Raw genomic sequence first — 19,840 nt, forward strand, 5'->3', positions numbered from 1 at the left:
ACCCCCCAGGTCATCCGTTCGACAGGGGGCAACAGTCATGCCGGGCCCGGAGGCCAGCGGCCCTCTTGCAGGACCGCGAAGAAGATAACGGGGCCCGGGGACGGGCCGGGACAGGCAGCGGTCCGGCAGGCTCAGACCGGCCGTCCCCGCGGCGACCAGGTCCATCGCCTCCGCCGCCGAGTGCACCGGGACGACCGCCCGGAAGCCGGGCACCTCGGCGGCACGGCCCCGCTGATCTCGGCGACCCGGACGGCGACGTCCTCGACCGGTACCTCGATCAGCCTCTCGGCCCCCGTCGTACCCGCGTTCCACCCTCCGTCGTGGGACCCGGTTCGACGTGCTGCTCGGCCAGTGCTTCGGGCAGGACGACCGTGAACTCCGCGCCGCCGCCAGTCGCCGGGCCGGCCTCGGCCACCCCGACGCTGCCGCCCTGCCGTTCCGCCAGGCGCCGGACCAGTGCCAGTCCGAGCCCGCGCCTGCCGTGCACCGGCGGCTCCTTCGTGGACCAGCCATCGGTGAAGATCAGTTCTCGCCTGCCGTCGGGTACGCCCGGTCCGCTGTCCGAGACCCTCAGGACGACCGTGCGGTCCTCGACGCGAATCCCGACCTCGATGCGCGGGTCCTCGGACCCGGCTGCCGCGTCCAGCGCGTTGTCGACGAGATTGCCGACGACGGTCACCAGACCGCGCGGGTCGACGAGCCGGTCCGGCAGCAGCGTTCCGGCCGCGAGCCGCAGCGAGACGCCCCGCTCGGCCGCCACCGTAGCCTTCCCGACCAGCAGGGACGCCAGGAGGGGATCGTGGATCTTCTCGGTGACCTGCTCGGCCGTGGCCCGGTGCACGCCCACGACCCCGGTCACGAACGCGACCGCCTCCTCGTGCATCCCCAGCTCCAGCAGCCCGAGCAGGGTGTGCATCCGGTTCGCGTGCTCGTGGTCCTGGGCACGCAGGGCGTCGATCAGCCCCCTGGTGGAGTCCAGTTCACGGCCCAGCTGCTCCAGTTCGGTTCGGTCGCGCAGCGTAGCGACGGCGCCGCCGTCGTCCGTCGGCATCCGGTTGGCGACCAGGACGCGATGGCCCCGTACCGTGACCAGGTCCTCGCCCGTGACCCGGCCGGCCAGCACGTCCGCGGTGCGGCCCGGGCCGAGCGCGTCCTCGAGCAGCCTGCCGCCGGCTTCCGGACCGAGCCCGAGCAGTCGCTGGGCCTCGTCGTTCACCAACCGGATCCGGCCGGCCCCGTCGAGGGCGACCACCCCCTCCCGGATGCCGTGGAGCATCGCCTCACGTTCGGCCAGCAGCGCCGAGATGTCGGAGAAGGCGAGGTCATGGGTCTTCCGCTGGAGCCGGCGGGAGATCATGTAGGCGACCAGGGCGCCGACGGCGAGGGCGCCGCCCGCGTAGGCGAGGAGCCCGGGGATCGCGTCGAGCAGCCGCTCGCGGACGCTGTCGTACTCGATGCCGACGGAGACCGCGCCGACGATCCGTCCGTCGTCGTCGCGCAAGGGCACCTTGCCCCGGGCCGAGCGGCCGAGCGTCCCGCTCTCGATACCCATCACATGCCTGCCGGCGAGCGCCTGACTGGGGTCGGTCGAGACGACCTCCCCGATCGCCGCCGGCTCGGTGTGGGACCAGCGCACCCCGCGCCGATCCATGATCACGACGTACTCGGCGCCGGTGCTGCGCCGGATCCGTTCCGCCTCGGCCTGGACGGGGCCGCCGGCGGACGGCTCCGAGGCGAGCAGGCTCGCGGCCACCCGCGGTGACGAGGTCGTCTCGGCGATGGCCAGCGCGCGGCGCATCGCCTGGTCGTCCAGCTGGGAGCTGAGCGGTGCCAGGAAGAGGCCGGTGGCCAGCACGGTGACACCGGTGGCGACGGCCAGCTGCATCAGCAGGACCTGTGCGAAGACCCGCCGCGGCCGGCCCAGCCGCCGCCATCTCGGGGACACGTCTGCGGGACCGGTCGATGCGGGGCTCATACGGATGCACGGTAGGCGTCCGGGACGGCCTCCGGGAATCCCCGACCCGGTGCCGCGCGCGGGGTGGGCCGCCGGACGCGGAGAGCTTCGCCCGCGGTCCCCGGCCCGGCCAGGCGTGTTGCGGAGCCCTCCTGGCTCGTGACGCCTGGCGCGCAGGCTCGCCGTGTTGTCGGAGTCGTCCGAGTGCGTCCGGTACGAGGACGATCCTCCGTCCTGCGATCGCACGCATCGCACGCATCGCACGCACCGGATGCCGCGGGCCCGAGCGGACCGGACCTGCGACGGCGGCCGGGTTCCGGCCACGCGTCCGGTGCCGCGGCAGGCCGCCGGCAAGGACGGGCCGGTTGCGCGGGACCGGCCGGGCATACCGCGATCCGGACCGGACGCCCCGCCGGACGCGCGGTGGTCAGGGCACCGGGCGCGGCGGACGGGGCCCGCTGTAGCGGCCGCTCGGCCGCATGCGCAGCGGCCGTTCCGCGTACTCCTCCAGAGCATGGGCGATCCAGCCCGCCGTGCGCGCGACCGCGAAGACCGTCTCCCCGGCCTCGGCCGCCATGCCCGCCGACACGGACAGCGTGGCCAGCGCCAGGTCGACATTGGCGTGCAGATCCGTCTGGCGTGCGGCGGTCGCCTCCACCTCGCGGGCGGCCGCCAGCGCGGGCCGGGCGTCCGGGATCTCCGACAGGGCGTCGAACAGGGCCTCGGCACGCGGATCCCGCGCCGGATAGAGGCGATGGCCGAGCCCCGGTACCCGCCGGCCCGCACGTAGATGGTCGGCGACGACCGGCGCCGCGCTGCCGCGCTCCAGTACCTCGGCGAGCATCCGGTGGGCGAGCCCGCTGGCCGCCCCGTGCAACGGACCGTCCAGCGCGCCGAGTCCGGCGGAGACCACGGCGTAGGGATGCGCCCGGGCGGAGGCGGCGACCCGCGCCGCGAGGGTGGAGGCCGCGAGATCGTGGTCGATCAGCAGCGACAGTGCCATGTCCAGGGCGCGCAGCGAGGTCTCGTCCGGCTGCCGCGCGGTCAGTCGTGACCAGAGGCGTCCGGCGAGCCGTTCCTCGCCGCGGAGGGCGGTGCCGACCACCGGCAGGGCGTCGACCAGTGTCGGGACGAGTGTGCGCCCGACGCCGGTCACGGCGGACGGACCGAGGTCGAAGCGGAGGGGGTCGGCTGCCGCCGCAGCGATGGCGGCCACCCGCAGCCGGTCCGTGGAACCGCTGTGCGCGGGCAGTGCCTCGACGGCCCGACGGGCCGCGGCGAAGGGTTCGGGCGGGGCGGTGAACCGGATGCCGCGCTCGAGGGTGCCCGTCCAGAGCCAGTCGGCGATCTCCTCGTAGTGGTACCGACGGGCGAGCTCGGTCGCGTCGACGCCGCGGAAGTAGTACCGGTCCGTGTCGATCAGCGTGATCCCGGTGCGGATCGCGGGCGTGCCGTCACCCCCGGCCGCGGTCTGCCGGCGGCCGCGGCGGACCAGCGCTTCGACCTCCTCCGCGTCGAAGGTGCTCCCGCGCCCGCCCGGGTCCCGCCGGCTGCCGAGTTGTCCGCGGCTGACGTACGCGTACACCGTCTCGGGCTTCACGCCGAGCCGTTCGGCCGCCTCGCGCGTGGTGAGCCGGTCGCCGTCCGGGCCCTGGTCCTGCTCAGTCATGAGGACACCGTACACAGCGCGCATCATATTGATTCAATCAATATTGACAGTGATCGAGTCAAGGATGGAGAGTCGAGTCAATCGAGGGAGGAACCATATGCTCAGCACCAATGGCGCGACCGTGCCTCTGGACGTACCGCGAGGCCTCGCGGGTGTCGTCGTCACCGACACCGAACTCGGCGACGTCCGGGGCCGGGAGGGCTTCTACCACTACCGCCAGTACTCGGCCGTGGAGCTCGCGGAGAGCCTCGGCTTCGAGGACGTATGGCATCTGATGTTCCACGGCCGGCTGCCGGACGCCGCCGAGCGCGAGGCGTTCCGCGCCGGGACGGCCGCCCTGCGCCCGCTGCCCGACGCGGTGCGCACCGCCCTGCCCGCCGTCGCCCGGACCTGCGCCCCCTCCGGACCGCTGGCCGGTCTGCGCACCGCGCTGTCCCTGCTGGGGGCCTCGGCCGGGTTCCGGCCGGTGTACGACCTCGGGCCCGAGGAGCGCCTGGCCGACGCCCTCGCGGCCAGCTCGGCCGTGCCCACCCTGCTCACGGCCCTGCACCGGCTGGGTCGGGGCCTGGAGCCGGTGGAACCGCGCGAGGACCTGCCGTACGCCGCCAACTACCTCTACATGCTGACCGGTTCGGAGCCCGACCCGGCCCGCGCGCGGGCCGTCGAACGCTATCTCGTCTCCACCGTCGACCACGGATTCAACGCCTCCACCTTCACCGCGCGGGTGATCACCTCGACCGGGGCCGACGTCGCGGCCTGTCTGGTCGGCGCGATCGGCGCCCTGTCGGGGCCGCTGCACGGCGGCGCGCCGAGCCGCGCCCTGGACACGCTGGACGCGATCGGCACCCCGGACCGCGCCGATGCCTGGATCAGGCAGCGCGTCCTCGCCGGGGAGCGGATCATGGGCTTCGGGCACCCCGTCTACCGCACCGAGGACCCCCGCTCCCGCATGCTGCGCTCCATCGCGGAGAGCTTCGGCGGCCCGCTGGTGGAGCTCGCCGTGGACGTCGAGGCGCGGGTCGAGGCGATCCTGGCGGAGCTGAAGCCGGGCCGGGAGCTGCACACCAACGTCGAGTTCTACGCGGGCGTCGTCATGGAGCTGTGCGGTCTGCCGCGGGAGATGTTCACCCCCACCTTCTGCGCGGCACGGGTCATCGGCTGGAGCGCCAACATCCTGGAGCAGGCCCGGGATTCCAAGATCATCCGACCCGCCGCGCGCTATGTGGGACCGAAGCCGCCGCAGCCCCTCCCGAAGGCATCCTGAACGGCCCGAGCCGTGCCCATATCCTGGGGACCGACGCACGAAAGCCGCAGGAGGTCCCGTCTTGAGCAGTCCGCAGATCCCCGTCGTCGTCCTCGCGGGCTTCCTGGGATCGGGCAAGACGACGCTGCTCAACCATCTGCTGCGAGCGAGCCGCGGCACCCGGATCGGCGCGATCGTCAACGACTTCGGGGCGATCGAGATCGATGCCATGACCGTGGCCGGCCAGCTGGGCGACTCCACGGTCTCCCTCGGCAACGGATGCCTGTGCTGCGCCGTCGACGCGAGCGAGCTGGACGACTTCCTGGACAGGCTCACCCGGCCCGCCGCCCGCCTCGATGTGATCGTCATCGAGGCGAGCGGGCTCGCCGAGCCCCAGGAACTGGTCCGGATGGTCCTCGCCAGTGAGAACGAGCGAGTCGTGTACGGCGGCCTCGTCGAGGTCGTGGACGCCGCCGAGTTCGACGCCACCCGGGAGCGGCACCCCGAGATCGAGCGGCATCTCGGGATCGCCGACCTGGTCGTGGTCAACAAGGCGGACCGGGTCGGCCCGGGAGTGCGGCAGCGCCTGAGGGAACGGATCACCTCACTGGCCCGCGGCGCCGCCGTGGTCGAGGCGACGTACGGACGCGTCGACCCCGAGCTGCTCTTCGAATGCCGTCCGCCCGGGGAGCGGGTGGGGCAGCTGTCCTTCGACGACCTCCACGAGGACGGCGAGAACGACGCCCGGGGCCACCACGAACATCTGCACGCGGCCTACGACACGGTGTCGTTCGAGACGTCCGAGCCTCTGCACCCGCGCAGACTGCTGGACTTCCTGGACTCACGGCCCGAAGGGCTGTACCGGATCAAAGGGTTCGTGGACTTCGGCGAGGCCGACCCCCGCAACCGCTACGCGGTCCACGCGGTGGGCCGCTTTCTGCGCTTCCACCCGGAGCCCTGGCCCGCCGACGGCACCGCGAAGGCCACCCGGCTCGTGCTCATCGGCTCGGGCACCGACGTGGGGGCGCTGCTCGGCCGGCTCGGCGCGGCCAGGACCACCGGCACCGACGACCGCCCGGAGGAGCACAGCATGTGGGGCGTGCTGCGTTACGTGCCCGAACAGCGGTGCGCCCCCGAGGAGCCGACCGGGGACTGACAGGCCCCGGTCGGCGCCACTTGCCGGTCCATCCCTTCCGCCCCGGGGCGGAAGGGATGCGGTCGCCCCAGTCGGGGACGGTCCGGAACACGGCCGCGGGCGGTTGTGCGCCTACGGCAGCGGGCCCGCCACCGCCGCGACCGGCTTGGCCAGCGGTGTGCCGGAGCCGTCCCGGCGCGGGTCGATCTCCGGAAGCTCGGCCGGCGATCCGTTCCTCTGCGCCGCCTGTGCCACGGTCGCACCCGCCCAGGCGAAGACCAGCTTGTCCTCACCCTTGAGGAAGCGCTGGCAGCGCACACCGCCGGTCGCCCGGCCCTTGCGCGGGTACTGGTCGAAAGGCGTCAGCTTCGCCGTCGTCACCGAGTCGTCCAGCGTCCCGGCGGCTCCCGCGGCCGTGAATACCACCGCCTCCGCGGCCGGGTCCACCGCGGTGAAGGAGATCACCTCGGCTCCCTCCGCGAGCTTGATTCCCGCCATGCCGCCCGCCGGCCTGCCCTGCGGCCGGACCTGCGACGCCTGGAAGCGCAGCAGCTGTGCGTCGGAGGTGATGAAGACCAGGTCCTCCTCGCCGGTGCGCAGTTCGGCGCCGCCGACGACCCTGTCGCCCTCCTTGAGCGCGATGACCTCGAGTTCGTCCTTGTTGGCCGGGTAGTCCGGCACCACCCGCTTGACCACGCCCTGCAGCGTGCCCAGCGCAAGACCCGGGGAGGACTCCTCCAGACCGGTCAGGCAGACGACCGTCTCGTCAGCCTCCAGCGACAGGAACTCCGAGACCTGGGCACCGCCCGAGAGGTTGGGAGCCTGGGCCGTCTCCGGGAGCTGCGGGAGGTCGACCACCGACAGCCGGAGCAGCCGCCCCGCCGAGGTGACGACGCCCACCTCGCCCCGTGCGGTCGCCCCGACCGAGGAGACGATCACGTCGTGCTTGGTACGCCTTCCCCCGTCCTCCGGCGGCTCGCCGGTGACCGTGCGCGCCAGCAGGCCCGTGGAGGACAGCAGCACCCGGCACGGGTCGTCCGCCACCTGCAGCGAGGCGGCCGGGGCCGGGGTGCCCGTGGACTCCAGCAGGACGGTACGCCGGGGGGTGCCGAACTTCTTGGCCACCGCGGCCAGTTCGGAGGAGACGAGCTTGCGCAGCTCCGCGTCCGACTCCAGGATCGTCGTCAGGTCGGCGATCTCGGCCTTGAGCTTGTCCCGCTCGGCCTCCAGCTCGATCCGGTCGAATCTGGTGAGCCGGCGAAGCGGCGTGTCCAGGATGTACTGGGTCTGGACGTCGCTGAGGGAGAAGCGCTCGATCAGCCGCTCCTTGGCCTGGGCGGCGTTCTCGCTGGAGCGGATGAGGCGGATGACCTCGTCGATGTCGAGCAGCGCGACGAGCAGTCCCTCGACCAGGTGCAGGCGGTCCCGCTTCTTCCCGCGGCGGAACTCGCTGCGTCGGCGAACCACGTCGAAGCGGTGGTCCAGATAGACCTCCAGCAGCTCCTTGAGGCCCAGCGTCAGCGGCTGGCCGTCGACGAGCGCCACGTTGTTGATGCCGAAGGACTCCTCCATCGGCGTCAGCTTGTACAACTGCTCGAGGACGGCCTCGGGGATGAAACCGTTCTTGACCTCGACCACCAGGCGCAGCCCGTGCTCGCGGTCCGTGAGGTCCTTGACGTCGGCGATGCCCTGCAGCTTCTTCTGGCCGACCAGGTCCTTGATCTTGGAGATCACCTTCTCCGGGCCGACGCTGAACGGCAGTTCGGTGACGACGAGTCCCTTCCGGCGCGCCGTCACGTCCTCCACCGTGACCGTGGCACGGATCCTGAACGTACCGCGGCCGGTCTCGTACGCGTCCCTGATCCCGGACAGGCCGACGATCCGGCCGCCGGTCGGCAGGTCGGGGCCCGGCACATGACGCATCAGCGTCTCCAGGTCCGCGCCCGGGTGCCTGATCAGATGACGGGCGGCCGCGATCACCTCGCCCAGGTTGTGGGGCGGCATGTTCGTCGCCATCCCGACCGCGATCCCGGACGCGCCGTTCACCAGCAGGTTCGGGTACGCGGCCGGCAGCGCCAGGGGTTCCTGCTCCTGGCCGTCGTAGTTCGGCGCGAAGTCGACCGTGTCCTCGTCGATGGACTCGGTCATCAGGCTCGTCGCGTCGGCCATCCGGCACTCGGTGTAACGCATCGCCGCCGGAGGGTCGTCATTGCCCAGGGAACCGAAGTTCCCGTGGCCGTCGACCAGCGGCAGCCGCATGGAGAAGGGCTGGGCCATGCGCACCAGGGCGTCGTAGATCGACGCGTCACCGTGCGGGTGGAGCTTTCCCATCACCTCGCCCACGACCCGGGCGCACTTCACGTAGCCCCGGTCGGGGCGCAGCCCCATCTCGTTCATCTGGTACACGATCCGGCGGTGCACCGGCTTCATGCCGTCGCGGGCGTCGGGCAGGGCGCGGGAGTAGATCACCGAGTACGCGTACTCGAGGAAGGAGCCCTGCATCTCGTCGACGACGTCGATGTCGAGGATCCTCTCCTCGAAGTCGTCGGGCGGCGGCGTCTTCGTGCTGCGGCGGGCCATCGCTGCTGCGGCTCCTTCACCAACATGAACCATGAACGGGATCTGACGCCGACCATTGTGGACCGTCGCGCCGACAACGCGGACCGCGACCCGGAACCGGGAGTGGAAGCCGCGGGAACTTCGCCGCTTACCTGCACGGTTTGCATACAGTGGCAGGACATCCTGCAACGCGATCGAAGGGACCACATGCCCATGGGTCACACGGCCACAGCCCGGGCCGGCTCCGGAGGCCTGACAGCGACCGAGCACCGCCTGGCCAACGGCCTGCGCGTGGTGCTCTCGGAGGACCGCCTGACCCCGGTCGCCGCGGTGTGCCTCTGGTACGACGTCGGCTCCCGTCACGAGGTCGAGGGCCGCACCGGCCTGGCCCACCTGTTCGAGCACCTGATGTTCCAGGGCTCCGCCCAGGTGCCGGGCAACGGCCACTTCGAGCTGGTGCAGGGCGCCGGTGGGTCGCTGAACGGCACCACGAGCTTCGAGCGCACCAACTACTTCGAGACCATGCCCGCCCACCAGCTCGAGCTCGCGCTGTGGCTGGAGGCCGACCGCATGGGCTCCCTGCTGGCCGCCCTCGACGACGAGTCCATGGAGAACCAGCGGGACGTCGTCAAGAACGAGCGCCGCCAGCGCTACGACAACGTTCCGTACGGCACCGCGTTCGAGAAGCTGACCGCGCTCGCCTACCCCGAGGGCCACCCCTACCACCACACCCCGATCGGCTCGATGGCCGACCTGGACGCGGCGACGCTGGAGGACGCGCGGAACTTCTTCCGCACCTACTACGCGCCGAACAACGCGGTGCTGTCCGTCGTCGGCGACATCGACCCGGAGCAGACGCTCTCCTGGATCGAGAAGTACTTCGGGTCCATCCCCATGCACGACGGCAAGCAGCCGCCGCGCGACGGTTCGCTCCCGGAGGTCATCGGTGAGCAGCTGCGGGAGGTCGTGGAGGAGGAGGTTCCGGCCCGGGCACTCATGGCCGCGTACCGTCTGCCGCACGACGGCACCCGTGAGGCCGACGCAGCCGACCTGGCTCTGACGGTCCTCGGCGGCGGCGAGTCGTCCCGGCTGCACAACCGGCTCGTCCGCCGCGACCGCACGGCCGTCGCCGCCGGCTTCGGCCTGCTCCGCCTGGCCGGCGCCCCCTCGCTGGGCTGGCTGGACGTGAAGACGTCCGCGGGCGTCGAGGTCCCCGACATCGAGGCGGCGGTCGACGACGAGCTGGCCCGCTTCGCCGCGGAGGGGCCCACGGCGGAGGAGATGGAGCGGGCCCAGGCCCAGCTCGAGCGCGAGTGGCTGGACCGCCTCGGTACCGTCGCCGGCCGCGCCGACGAGCTGTGCCGGTACGCCGTGCTGTTCGGCGACCCGCAGCTGGCGCTCACCGCCGTCCAGCGGGTGCTCGACGTCACCGCCGAGGAGGTGCAGGCCGTCGCCAAGGCCCGGCTGCGCCCGGACAACAGGGCCGTGCTCGTGTACGAGCCCGTCGCGCGAGCCGACGCCGGGAACGCCGAGGACAACGACGACGCAGAGGGGACGGACCAGTGACCGACGCTGCCGTGACCATGGACCTCCATCCGCAGCCGCAGCCCGGCGAGGCCAGGCCCTGGGCCTTTCCCGCCCCCGAGCGGGGCACGCTCGGCAACGGGCTGACCGTGCTGCGCTGCCACCGTCCCGGACAGCAGGTCGTGGCCGTGGAGATCTTCCTCGACGCTCCGCTGGACGCCGAGCCCGAGGGGCTGGACGGTGTCGCCACGATCATGGCCCGCGCACTGTCCGAGGGCACGGACAAGCACTCGGCCGAGGAGTTCGCCGCGGAGCTGGAGCGCTGCGGCGCCACGCTCGACTCGCACGCCGACCACCCGGGGGTGCGGATCTCCCTGGAGGTGCCGGTCTCGCGGCTGCCGAAGGCCCTCGGCCTGCTCGCCGAGGCGCTGCGCGCCCCGCTGTTCGCCGACAGCGAGGTCGAGCGGCTCGTGCGCAACCGGCTGGACGAGATCCCCCACGAGACGGCGAACCCGGCCCGCCGGGCGGCGAAGGAGCTCTCCCGGCAACTGTTCCCGCCGTCCTCACGGATGTCGCGGCCGCGGCAGGGCACGGAGGAGACCGTCGAGCGCATCGACTCCGCCGCGGTCCGGGCCTTCTACGAGGCGCACGTCCGCCCGGCCACGGCCACGGTCGTGGTCGTCGGTGACCTCGAAGGGGTGGACCTGGACGCCGTGCTGACCGACACGCTCGGCGCCTGGACGGGCGACTCGGCCGAGAGCCGCCCGATGCCGCCGATCACCGCCGACGACACGGGCCGCGTCGTCATCGTCGACCGACCCGGCGCCGTGCAGACCCAGTTGCTGATCGGCCGGATCGGCCCCGACCGTCACGACCGGGTCTGGCCCGCCCAGGTCCTGGGCACGTACTGCCTCGGCGGCACGCTCACCTCGCGCCTGGACCGCGTGCTGCGCGAGGAGAAGGGCTACACCTACGGCGTACGGGCCTTCGGCCAGGTGCTGCGTTCGGACACCCCGGCGTCGCCGGGCGGGGCCTCCGGCGCCTCGATGCTCGCCATCAGCGGCTCGGTCGACACCCCGCACACCGGTCCCGCTCTCGCCGACCTCTTCGAGGTGCTGCGCGTCCTCGCAGCGGAGGGCCTGACGGACACGGAGCGCGATGTCGCCGTGCAGAACCTGGTGGGCGTGGCGCCGCTGAAGTACGAGACGGCCGCCTCCGTGGCGGGCACGCTGGCCGACCAGGTCGAGCAGGGGCTCCCGGACGACTACCAGGCCCAGTTGTACGCGCGGCTGGCCGGGACCGGCACGGTGGAGGCGACCGCCGCGGTCGTCAACGCCTTCCCCGTGGACCGGCTCGTCACGGTCCTCGTCGGGGACGCCTCCGAGATCGAGGAGCCCGTCCGGGCGCTCGGAATCGGTGAAGTGACCGTTGTCACGGGCTGATTGACCGCCCGCGCTCCGGGGCACGTCTACGGGCCTCGTCGGTTTCACGCCGGCGGGGCCCGTTCACGTACCCGGAACGGCCTCCCCCTATGTCCGGTTTGATGGGGAGGAGTGGTGTCTGCCCTGTGGCGTGCACTACAAAGATCCGTGTCTGTTTGGTGATTGGGCGAAGATCGGCTTAGCGTCTTCTGCGCTGTCCGCCAATTGCACGCGCCGCACCCGCGGCATCGGGCAGCCATCGCCGAGTCCCCGTCCGGCGCGAGCCTGGGGAGCCGGGGACCCATATGTCCCCTGGGGTGAATCGGGTGCCTTCGCCGCCGCGCGGAGGGGCCCGTAGGAGACCTTCCTGCTCCGAACCCGTCAGCTAACCCGGTAGGCGAGAAGGAAGGAAAGGATCAGCCACTTCATGGCGTTCACCCGTGCCACCGGGAAGCACCGTGGTCCGAGCCGCCTGTCGCGCAAGAGCGCGGGCGTCGCCTCCGTCGCGGCCATCGCCACCACCGGCGTCATCGGCACTCTCGCCTCCCCGGCCTTCGCCGCCGAGGCCGACGTCTCCGCCCCCGTCGAGGACACCGGCCTGACCCAGGCCGTCGCAGCCGACTCGCTCGCCGAACAGATCGACGCCCAGGCGGAGGCCCAGCAGCAGGAGGCCGCCCTGGTCGCCGCCCAGGAGAAGGCCGAGGCCGAGGCCAAGCGCAAGGCCGAGATCCGGGTGAAGGCCGCCCGTGACGCCGCGGAGCGTGCCGCCCGTGAGGCCGAGCGCAAGCGGCTGATGACGTACACGCTCCCGGTCGCCGGCTCCTATGTGAGCACCGACTACCACGCCGGGGGCGCCCAGTGGTCGTCCGGCAGCCACACCGGCGTCGACTTCCACGCCGCCTCCGGCACCGAGGTCGTCGCCGTCGGCATGGGCACCGTCGTGGAGGCCGGCTGGGGCGGCGCCTACGGCAACAACGTCGTCCTGCGCATGCACGACGGCACCTACACGCAGTACGGACACCTGTCCTCGATCAGCGTCTCGGTCGGCCAGCAGGTCACTCCGGGTCAGCAGATCGGCCTCTCCGGATCGACCGGGAACTCCTCCGGTCCGCACCTCCACTTCGAGGCCCGCACCGGCGAGGACTACGGCTCGGACATCGACCCGGTCTCGTACCTCCGCTCGCACGGTGTCCGCGTCTGACGCGCACTCGCCTCCGGCCCCGGCTCCCCTCCGAGCCGGGGCTTTCGGCGTATTCAGGCCAAAAGATATCCATGAATTACCATGGGTCTTCGGAAATTCCGGCCACCTGCCATAGAGTCACCGAAACAGACGTCGCTCGACGGGGTTTCGCGGCGATTAAAGCGGAGGTTCGGTATGCGCATTCCCGCGCGCTCGGTGTGCACGGCGATCCGCGACGACATCGTCTCCGGTGTGTTCGAGCGCGGCAGCCGCCTCACCGAGGAGCAGCTGGCGCGACGCTACGGCGTCTCGCGCGTCCCGGTCCGGGAGGCGCTGCGCACCCTTGAGTCGGAGGGTTTCGTCGTCACCCGCAGGCACGCCGGAGCGTGCGTGGCCGAGCCCACCGAGCAGGAGGCCGCCGACCTGCTGGAGATCCGGCTGCTGCTGGAGCCCCTGGGTGCAGCCCGGGCCGCCCAGCGGCGCACCGAGGCGCACCTCAAGGTGTTGCGCGGGCTGGTCAGACTCGGTCAGGACCGGGCCAGGCGCGGTCAGGGCGAGGACCTGCGCTCGCTCGGCGCCTGGTTCCACGAGACCCTGGCCCAGGCGTGCGGGAGCCCGGGGCTCACCGCGTTGCTGACCCAGCTCCGGTACAAGATCGCGTGGATGTACGCGGTCGAGCGGCCCGTCCGTCCCGTCGAGGCGTGGGCGGAGCACGGGGCGATCGTGGACGCGGTGGCGCGCGGCGACGCCGAGCGTGCCCGCGCGCTCACCGCGCTGCACGCCGAGCGGACGACGAGTGCGCACCGGCTGCGGATCCCCGCAGGCGTGAGGGTTTCGCAACATTCCGTAAACACGGCGGGTGACCGCACTTAACATTCGCGCCGTATACAAAGAGGGACATTGCGTGCCGGGGGCTTTTCCTGCTGCCGAAGAAACAGCCAGGACTAATTCCGGGGGGAAATGTGCGGGCCTCGGTGCCGGAAATCTCCGGCACCGAGGCCCGCACATGAATTCATCGGTTTCAGACGGTCTCAGGAAGCTCCTCGAGGCCCTCGGCCACGAGCTTCGCCAGACGCTCCAGGGCGGCTTCCGCGCCCTCCGCGTCCGAGGCGAGCACGATCTCCTCGCCGCCCTGCGCGCCGAGGCCGAGCACCGCGAGCATCGAGGCGGCGTTGACCGGGGTGCCACCGGCCTTGGCGATCGTGACCGGAACGCCGGAAGCCGTGGCGGCACGAACGAAGATGGACGCGGGGCGGGCGTGCAGGCCCTCGGCCCAGCCGACATTGACGCGGCGCTCAGCCATGGTGGTGCCCTTCGAGTCTCAGCGGGAAGCGTTGGCGGGTTGTCTAGACCAGTCTCTCATGGGGTGCGGAGTACCCGGCCACCGGCCCCGGCCCGTGCGGGGCCGGGATCGGCCCTCCCAGCCTGCCCTCGCACTTCGGGGAACGCGACCCGTGCCGGAGCCTTACCCTTGCCCCATGCAGACCCCGTCGGATCACGCCTACCCCGACCACTGGGAAGCCGACGTGGTGCTGCGTGACGGTGGCACCGCGCACATCAGGCCCATCACCACCGAGGACGCCGAGCGGCTCGTCAGTTTCTACGAACAGGTCTCGGACGAGTCCAAGTACTACCGGTTCTTCGCACCCTACCCACGGCTGTCTGCCAAGGACGTGCACCGGTTCACGCACCACGACTACGTGGACCGGGTGGGTCTCGCGGTGACCGTCGGCGGCCAGTTCATCGCGACCGTCCGCTACGACCGCATCAACGCGCAGGGCCTGCCGGCGTCCGCCCCGGCGGACGAGGCCGAGGTCGCCTTCCTGGTGCAGGACGCCCACCAGGGTCGGGGTGTCGCCTCCACCCTGCTGGAACACATCGCGGCCGTCGCGCGGGAGCGCGGGATCAGACGGTTCGCGGCGGAGGTGCTGCCCGCCAACAACAAAATGATCAAGGTTTTCACCGACGCCGGATACACCCAGCGGCGCAGCTTCGAGGACGGCTCCGTCCACCTCACGCTCGACCTCGAACCGACGGCCCGGTCCCTCGCGGTCCAGCGCGCCCGAGAACAGCGGGCCGAGGCCCGCTCCGTCCAGCGCCTCCTGGCACCCCGCTCGGTCGCGGTGATCGGCGCCGGTCGTGCCCCCGGCGGGGTGGGCCGAGCCGTCCTGCGGAATCTGGTCGACGCCGGGTACACCGGGCGCACGTACGCGGTGAACCGTTCGCTGGTCCTCGACATGGACGAGATCGACGGGGTCGCCGCCCACCGCTCGGTGGGGGAGATCGTCGCGGCGACCGGCGAGCCCGTGGACCTGGCGGTCGTCGCCGTCCCCGCCGAACGCGTGCCCGAGGTCGTCGCCGACTGCGGCGAGCACGGCGTGCAGGGACTCGTCGTGCTCGCCGCGGGGTACGCGGAGAGCGGCCCGGAAGGGCTGGAACGGCAGCGTGAACTGGTACGCCAGGCGCGCTCGTACGGCATGCGGATCATCGGGCCGAACGCGTTCGGGATCATCAACACCGCGGACGGCGTGCGGCTCAACGCCTCACTCGCGCCGGAGTCGCCCGCGCGCGGCCGGACCGGGCTGTTCACCCAGTCCGGCGCCATCGGCATAGCACTCCTCAGCGGACTGCACCGGCGGGGCACCGGGCTGTCGTCGTTCGTCTCCGCGGGCAACCGGGCCGACGTGTCCGGCAACGACATCCTCCAGTACTGGTACGACGACCCGGACACCGACGTCGTCCTGCTCTACCTCGAATCGATCGGCAACCCGCGGAAGTTCACCCGGCTCGCGCGGCGCACGGCGGAGGTGAAACCCGTGGTCGTGGTGAAGGGCGCCCGGCACACCGGCAGCGCTCCGCCGGGACACGCGGTGCCGACGACCCGGGTGCCGCACGCGACGGTCTCGGAGCTGCTGAGGCAGGCCGGGGTGATCCGCGTCGACACCGTCACCGAGCTCGTCGACGCCGGGGCGCTGCTGGCGAGCCAGCCGCTGCCCGCGGGGCCCCGGGTGGCCATCCTGGGCAACTCCGAGTCGCTGGGCCTGCTGACGTACGACGCCTGCCTGACGGAAGGGCTGCGGCCGCTGCGGCCGCGCGACCTGACGACGGCCGCGACGCCGGACGACTTCTGCGAGGCGCTGGCCGGGGCGCTGCGGGACGAGGCGTGCGACGCGGTCGTCGTCAACGCGATCCCGTGGGTCGGGGAGAACGGCGTCACCGAGTCCGGCGACGGCGAGGTCCTCGCGGCGGCCCTCCGTGCGGCGACGGCCTCCGCACCGTCGAAGCCCGTGCTCGTCGTCCACGTCGAACTCGGCGGACTCGCCGACGCCCTCGCCGCGGCGAGCAGCTCGGCCCCGGCCTCCCCGCACCGCGGCCCCGACAACGCGGCCGACCCCGGGCCGGCTGCGGACCCGGGACCGGCGCCCGCGGGCGCGGCGCCGCACCCCGGCCCGCGCACCCCGTCCGAAGTGGGCACTACCGTGCCTGCGCCTGGCGCCCGGGTCCGTGCGAGTGGTTCCCCGACAGCCCGCGGTCCGTGGCCCGGTCAGGCCGGCCCGGACGGCGAGGGCCCGCCCAGGGGGGTTTCCGCCACAGCGGCGCCCGGGGTACCGGCGTCGGTGCCCGGAGCGGGTGCCCGCGCCGGAGCCGCGCGGACCGCAGGTGACGGCGACCCCGCGGCCGCCCGCGGGGAGGCCGCCCGCATCCCCGCCTATCCCGCCGCCGAACGGGCCGTGCGCGCCCTGGCCGAGGCCGTGCGGTACGCCCAGTGGCGCCGGGACGCGGCGGAGCCCGGGAAGGTGCCGGAGTACGACGACATCGACGAGGGCGGTGCGGCCGGGCTCATCCAGGGCCTGCTCGACGCCGCCCCCGGCGAGCGAGGGTTCACCCTGCCCGAGGACGACGCGCGGAGGCTGCTGGAGCGCTACGGCATCCCCGTCGTCCCCGTGCTCGCCGCCCCCGACGCGGAAGCCGCCGCCAGGGCCGCCGCCCGGCTCGGCTGCCCGGTCGCCCTCAAGACGACCGCGCCGCACCTGCGCCACCGCCCCGACCTCGGCGGCGTACGCCTCGACCTGGCCGACGAGCGCCAGGTCCGCCAGGCGTACGCGGAGTTGACGGAGAGCCTCGGCAAGCCGGAGGAGCTCCAGCCCGTGGTGCAGCCGATGGTGCCGCGAGGAGTGGACACCGTCGTGCGGGCCGCGATCGACCCGGCCGTGGGCGCCGTGCTGTCCTTCGGTCTCGCGGGCCCCGCCACGGACCTGCTCGGCGACACGGCCCACCGTCTCGTCCCCGTCACCGACCGCGACGCGGCGGGCATCATCCGGTCCGTCCGGACCGCCCCGCTCCTCTTCGGCTGGCGCGGCTCCGCGCCCGTCGACACCGCCGCGCTGGAGGATCTGCTGCTGCGCGTCTCGCGGCTCGTCGACGACCACCCGGAAGTCGTCGGCGTCGGCCTCGAACCAGTCGTGGTCGCCCAGCACGGCCTGTCCGTGCTCGGGGCCTCCGTACGGCTCGCCCCGCCGCCGCCCCGTACCGACCTGGGCCCGAGGACCCTCCCGAGCTACTGAACCGGCGGGTCCCCGGGTTGCGGGCCGGGCGGTCCGGAGCGCACTCCAGGGTCCCCGGGCCCCGTAGGATGGAGCCCATGGCGAAGACCGGTACGACGACCCAGGGGCTGCGCGCGGCGATCGAGCGCAGCGGCTACTACCCGGCTCTCGTGGCCGAAGCGGTGGAGGCCGCGGTGGGCGGCGAGCAGATCTCGTCGTACCTGGTGCACCAGGAGACCACCTTCGACTCCAACGAGGTGCGCCGCCATGTGACCGTCCTCGTGCTGACCGGCACCCGCTTCATCGTGAGCCACACGGACGAGCAGGCGGCCGACAGCAGCTCCCCGACCCCCTACGCGACGACCTCCACCGAGTCGGTGAAGCTCCCGAGGATCTCCTCCGTGGTGGTCAGCCGCGTCGTGGCCAACCCCGAGTCGTACACCCCGGGCACCCCGCCCCGTGAGGTCGTCCTCACCATCGGCTGGGGCGCGGTCTCCCGCATCGACCTGGAGCCCGCCGCCTGCGGCGACCCCAACTGCGATGCCGACCACGGCTACACCGGCAGCTCCACCGCGGACGACCTCAGCCTGCGGGTCAGCGAGGCCGGTGACGGGCCCGAGGCGGTCCGCCAGACGCTCGCCTTCGCCCAGGCGCTGTCCGAGGCGACGGCCGCCACGGCGGCTACCCGCTGATGGTCCGTCCCGACTGGCCCGAGGACGTCGTCCCGCTCGACCTGGACACGGCTCCCGTCCCCGCCTACGGCACGGCCTCACTGGCCGATCTGCTGCCGACGCTCGCCGCCGGGCAGGGGGTTCCGGGGCTTCGCCCCGCCATTGCGGAGCTCACGCCCGCGGACCGCAACTGCGTCTTCCTGATCGACGGACTCGGCTGGGAGCAACTGCAGGCCCACCCCGAGGACGCGCCATACCTCACCTCGCTCCTCGGCGGCTCCCTCGGCGGCACCGGCCGGCCGCTGACGGCCGGATTCCCGGCCACCACGGCCACCTCGCTGGCCTCCTTCGGCACCGGACTGCCGCCCGGTGCGCACGGCCTGCCCGGGTACACCGCCCGCAATCCGGAGACCGGCGAGCTGATGAACCAGCTGCGCTGGAAGCCGTGGACCTCGCCGCGCGTCTGGCAGCCGTACCCGACGGTCTTCCAGCTCGCCGACGAGGCCGGAGTGCACACCGCACAGGTGTCGTCCCCCACGTTCCGGGACACCCCGCTCACCAAGATCGCGCTGAGCGGCGGAACGTTCCACGGCAGGCTCACCGGCGAGGAGCGGATGGACTTCGCCGCGGAGCAACTCGCCGCGGGGGACAGGTCGCTCGTGTACACGTACTACAGCGAGCTGGACGGCAAGGGCCACCGCTTCGGCATCGACTCCGACGCCTGGCGCGGCCAGTTGATGTACGTGGACCGTCTCGTCCAGCGGCTCGCCGAGCAGTTGCCGCCCCGCGCCGCCCTGTACGTCACCGCCGACCACGGCATGATCGACATCCCGTTCGGCGAGGAGTCGCGGATCGACTTCGACGAGGACTGGGAGCTACGTGCCGGCGTCGCCCTGCTCGGCGGCGAGGGCCGGGCCCGCCACGTCTACGCCGTCCCCGGCGCCGAGGCCGATGTGCTCGCCGTCTGGCGCGAGGTCCTCGGCGACCGGTTCTGGATCGCGAGCCGGGACGAGGCCGTCGCGGCGGGCTGGTTCGGCCCGCGGACCGACGAGCGCGTCTACCGGCGCATCGGGGACGTGGTCGCCGCCGCCCACGACGACGTCGTGATCACCGCCTCGGTCAACGAGCCCCACGAGTCGGCCATGGTCGGCATGCACGGCTCGATGACCCCCGTCGAACAGCTCGTCCCCCTGCTCGAAGTACGCTCCTGACGTCCGGCCGCCCCGACCGCGTCCCCACGCAGCAACTGAAAGGCTGTCACGTCCTCATGCCCGAGCTGGTGTTCTTCTCCGGAACGATGGACTGCGGAAAGAGCACCCTCGCTCTTCAGATCGAGCACAACCGGTCCGCCCGGGGGCTGCAGGGCATGATCTTCACCCGTGACGACCGGGCGGGCGAGGGCAAGCTGTCGTCCCGGCTGGGACTGGTGACGGACGCCATCGAGGCCGCCGACGGCTTCGACTTCTACGCCTACCTCGTCGCCCATCTCTCCAGGGGCGGACGCTGCGACTACGTGATCGCGGACGAGGCGCAGTTCCTCGCACCGGAGCAGATCGACCAGCTGGCGCGGGTCGTGGACGACCTCCGGCTCGACGTGTTCGCGTTCGGCATCACGACGGACTTCCGGTCCAAGCTGTTCCCCGGGTCGCAGCGGCTGGTGGAGCTGGCCGACCGGGTCGAGGTGCTGCAGGTCGAGGCACTGTGCTGGTGCGGGGCCCGCGCCACCCACAACGCCCGCACGATCGGCGGGGAGATGGTCGTCGAAGGTGCCCAGGTCGTCGTCGGCGACGTGAACCAGTCGCTGGACGAGATCGGCTACGAGGTGCTGTGCCGGCTGCATCACCGGCGGCGCACGACCGCCGCCTCCGCGCGGGCCGCGGCGCTGTCGCCCGACGTGCTGCCCGTGGCCGCCGACTGAGAGCGGACGCCGTCGGCGCACC

The 19,840-nt window shown here is 72.6% G+C and carries 14 protein-coding genes and 1 riboswitch; of the genes, 10 read left to right on the top strand and 4 right to left on the bottom strand.

Going from position 1 to position 19,840, the window contains the following annotated elements:
• Positions 1–277: 277 nt before the first annotated feature.
• Together AB0J10_RS07765 and AB0J10_RS07770 are read right to left on the bottom strand one after the other, a co-directional pair.
• Complete coding sequence (locus AB0J10_RS07765) at positions 278–1,975, bottom strand: sensor histidine kinase (protein ID WP_363058903.1); 1,698 nt, start codon at positions 1,973–1,975, stop codon at positions 278–280.
• Between the two features lie 406 nt (positions 1,976–2,381).
• Positions 2,382–3,623, bottom strand: coding sequence for a citrate synthase (locus AB0J10_RS07770; RefSeq protein WP_363058905.1), 1,242 nt, complete (start codon positions 3,621–3,623; stop codon positions 2,382–2,384).
• A gap of 97 nt (positions 3,624–3,720) precedes the next feature.
• On the opposite strand from AB0J10_RS07770, the gene AB0J10_RS07775 reads away from it, so the two are divergent.
• Complete coding sequence (locus tag AB0J10_RS07775; protein ID WP_363058907.1) at positions 3,721–4,887, top strand: citrate synthase/methylcitrate synthase; 1,167 nt, start codon at positions 3,721–3,723, stop codon at positions 4,885–4,887.
• Between the two features lie 61 nt (positions 4,888–4,948).
• Positions 4,949–6,022, top strand: coding sequence for a GTP-binding protein (locus tag AB0J10_RS07780; RefSeq protein WP_363058909.1), 1,074 nt, complete (start codon positions 4,949–4,951; stop codon positions 6,020–6,022).
• A 111-nt stretch (positions 6,023–6,133) separates the two neighbouring features.
• Here AB0J10_RS07780 and AB0J10_RS07785 read toward each other — a convergent pair whose 3' ends face one another.
• Positions 6,134–8,581 (bottom strand): DNA topoisomerase IV subunit A, encoded by a 2,448-nt coding sequence (locus AB0J10_RS07785; protein ID WP_363058911.1) that lies wholly within the window; start codon positions 8,579–8,581, stop codon positions 6,134–6,136.
• A 192-nt stretch (positions 8,582–8,773) separates the two neighbouring features.
• On the opposite strand from AB0J10_RS07785, the gene AB0J10_RS07790 reads away from it, so the two are divergent.
• From AB0J10_RS07790 to AB0J10_RS07805, 4 genes are all read left to right on the top strand, one after another.
• Positions 8,774–10,126 (top strand): pitrilysin family protein, encoded by a 1,353-nt coding sequence (locus AB0J10_RS07790; RefSeq protein WP_363058913.1) that lies wholly within the window; start codon positions 8,774–8,776, stop codon positions 10,124–10,126.
• A complete protein-coding gene (locus AB0J10_RS07795) occupies positions 10,123–11,526 on the top strand; it encodes a pitrilysin family protein (protein WP_363058915.1) in 1,404 nt (467 codons plus the stop codon). Before AB0J10_RS07790 ends, AB0J10_RS07795 begins: the two co-directional genes overlap by 4 nt.
• 229 nt (positions 11,527–11,755) lie before the next feature.
• Positions 11,756–11,919, top strand: a riboswitch (cyclic di-AMP (ydaO/yuaA leader).
• A 13-nt stretch (positions 11,920–11,932) separates the two neighbouring features.
• Entirely contained in the window at positions 11,933–12,706 is a 774-nt protein-coding gene (locus AB0J10_RS07800) for a M23 family metallopeptidase (RefSeq protein ID WP_363058917.1), read from the top strand.
• A 174-nt stretch (positions 12,707–12,880) separates the two neighbouring features.
• On the top strand, positions 12,881–13,558 hold the full coding sequence (locus AB0J10_RS07805; protein ID WP_363058919.1) for a GntR family transcriptional regulator: 678 nt from the start codon (positions 12,881–12,883) through the stop codon (positions 13,556–13,558).
• A gap of 148 nt (positions 13,559–13,706) precedes the next feature.
• Here AB0J10_RS07805 and AB0J10_RS07810 read toward each other — a convergent pair whose 3' ends face one another.
• Positions 13,707–13,988, bottom strand: a complete 282-nt coding sequence (locus tag AB0J10_RS07810; RefSeq protein ID WP_027734018.1) for an HPr family phosphocarrier protein — start codon at positions 13,986–13,988, stop codon at positions 13,707–13,709.
• Positions 13,989–14,163: 175 nt separating this feature from the next.
• Between AB0J10_RS07810 and AB0J10_RS07815 the strand changes: the two genes are divergently transcribed.
• The 4 genes from AB0J10_RS07815 to AB0J10_RS07830 all read left to right on the top strand — a co-directional run bounded on the left by AB0J10_RS07815 (position 14,164) and on the right by AB0J10_RS07830 (position 19,818).
• Positions 14,164–17,250 (top strand): GNAT family N-acetyltransferase, encoded by a 3,087-nt coding sequence (locus AB0J10_RS07815; RefSeq protein WP_363058921.1) that lies wholly within the window; start codon positions 14,164–14,166, stop codon positions 17,248–17,250.
• A gap of 77 nt (positions 17,251–17,327) precedes the next feature.
• Positions 17,328–17,921, top strand: coding sequence for a DUF5998 family protein (locus AB0J10_RS07820; RefSeq protein ID WP_363058923.1), 594 nt, complete (start codon positions 17,328–17,330; stop codon positions 17,919–17,921).
• Positions 17,921–19,111 (top strand): nucleotide pyrophosphatase/phosphodiesterase family protein, encoded by a 1,191-nt coding sequence (locus AB0J10_RS07825; protein ID WP_363058925.1) that lies wholly within the window; start codon positions 17,921–17,923, stop codon positions 19,109–19,111. The genes AB0J10_RS07820 and AB0J10_RS07825 overlap by 1 nt, the downstream gene beginning before the upstream one ends.
• A gap of 56 nt (positions 19,112–19,167) precedes the next feature.
• The gene (locus AB0J10_RS07830) at positions 19,168–19,818 is read left to right on the top strand and encodes a thymidine kinase (protein ID WP_363058927.1); all 651 of its coding nucleotides are present in this window, start codon (positions 19,168–19,170) and stop codon (positions 19,816–19,818) included.
• Positions 19,819–19,840: the final 22 nt, after the last annotated feature.

Source organism: Streptomyces sp. NPDC049887 (genome assembly GCF_040656535.1).
In the GTDB taxonomy this organism is placed as follows: domain Bacteria; phylum Actinomycetota; class Actinomycetes; order Streptomycetales; family Streptomycetaceae; genus Streptomyces.

Coding starts and splice junctions, on each gene's coding strand:
- AB0J10_RS07765 (WP_363058903.1), bottom strand. CDS start 1,975: ATGAGCCCCGCATCGACCGGTCCCGCAGACGTGTCCCCGAGATGGCGG.
- AB0J10_RS07770 (WP_363058905.1), bottom strand. CDS start 3,623: ATGACTGAGCAGGACCAGGGCCCGGACGGCGACCGGCTCACCACGCGC.
- AB0J10_RS07775 (WP_363058907.1), top strand. CDS start 3,721: ATGCTCAGCACCAATGGCGCGACCGTGCCTCTGGACGTACCGCGAGGC.
- AB0J10_RS07785 (WP_363058911.1), bottom strand. CDS start 8,581: ATGGCCCGCCGCAGCACGAAGACGCCGCCGCCCGACGACTTCGAGGAG.
- AB0J10_RS07790 (WP_363058913.1), top strand. CDS start 8,774: ATGGGTCACACGGCCACAGCCCGGGCCGGCTCCGGAGGCCTGACAGCG.
- AB0J10_RS07800 (WP_363058917.1), top strand. CDS start 11,933: ATGGCGTTCACCCGTGCCACCGGGAAGCACCGTGGTCCGAGCCGCCTG.
- AB0J10_RS07805 (WP_363058919.1), top strand. CDS start 12,881: ATGCGCATTCCCGCGCGCTCGGTGTGCACGGCGATCCGCGACGACATC.
- AB0J10_RS07810 (WP_027734018.1), bottom strand. CDS start 13,988: ATGGCTGAGCGCCGCGTCAATGTCGGCTGGGCCGAGGGCCTGCACGCC.
- AB0J10_RS07815 (WP_363058921.1), top strand. CDS start 14,164: ATGCAGACCCCGTCGGATCACGCCTACCCCGACCACTGGGAAGCCGAC.
- AB0J10_RS07820 (WP_363058923.1), top strand. CDS start 17,328: ATGGCGAAGACCGGTACGACGACCCAGGGGCTGCGCGCGGCGATCGAG.
- AB0J10_RS07825 (WP_363058925.1), top strand. CDS start 17,921: ATGGTCCGTCCCGACTGGCCCGAGGACGTCGTCCCGCTCGACCTGGAC.
- AB0J10_RS07830 (WP_363058927.1), top strand. CDS start 19,168: ATGCCCGAGCTGGTGTTCTTCTCCGGAACGATGGACTGCGGAAAGAGC.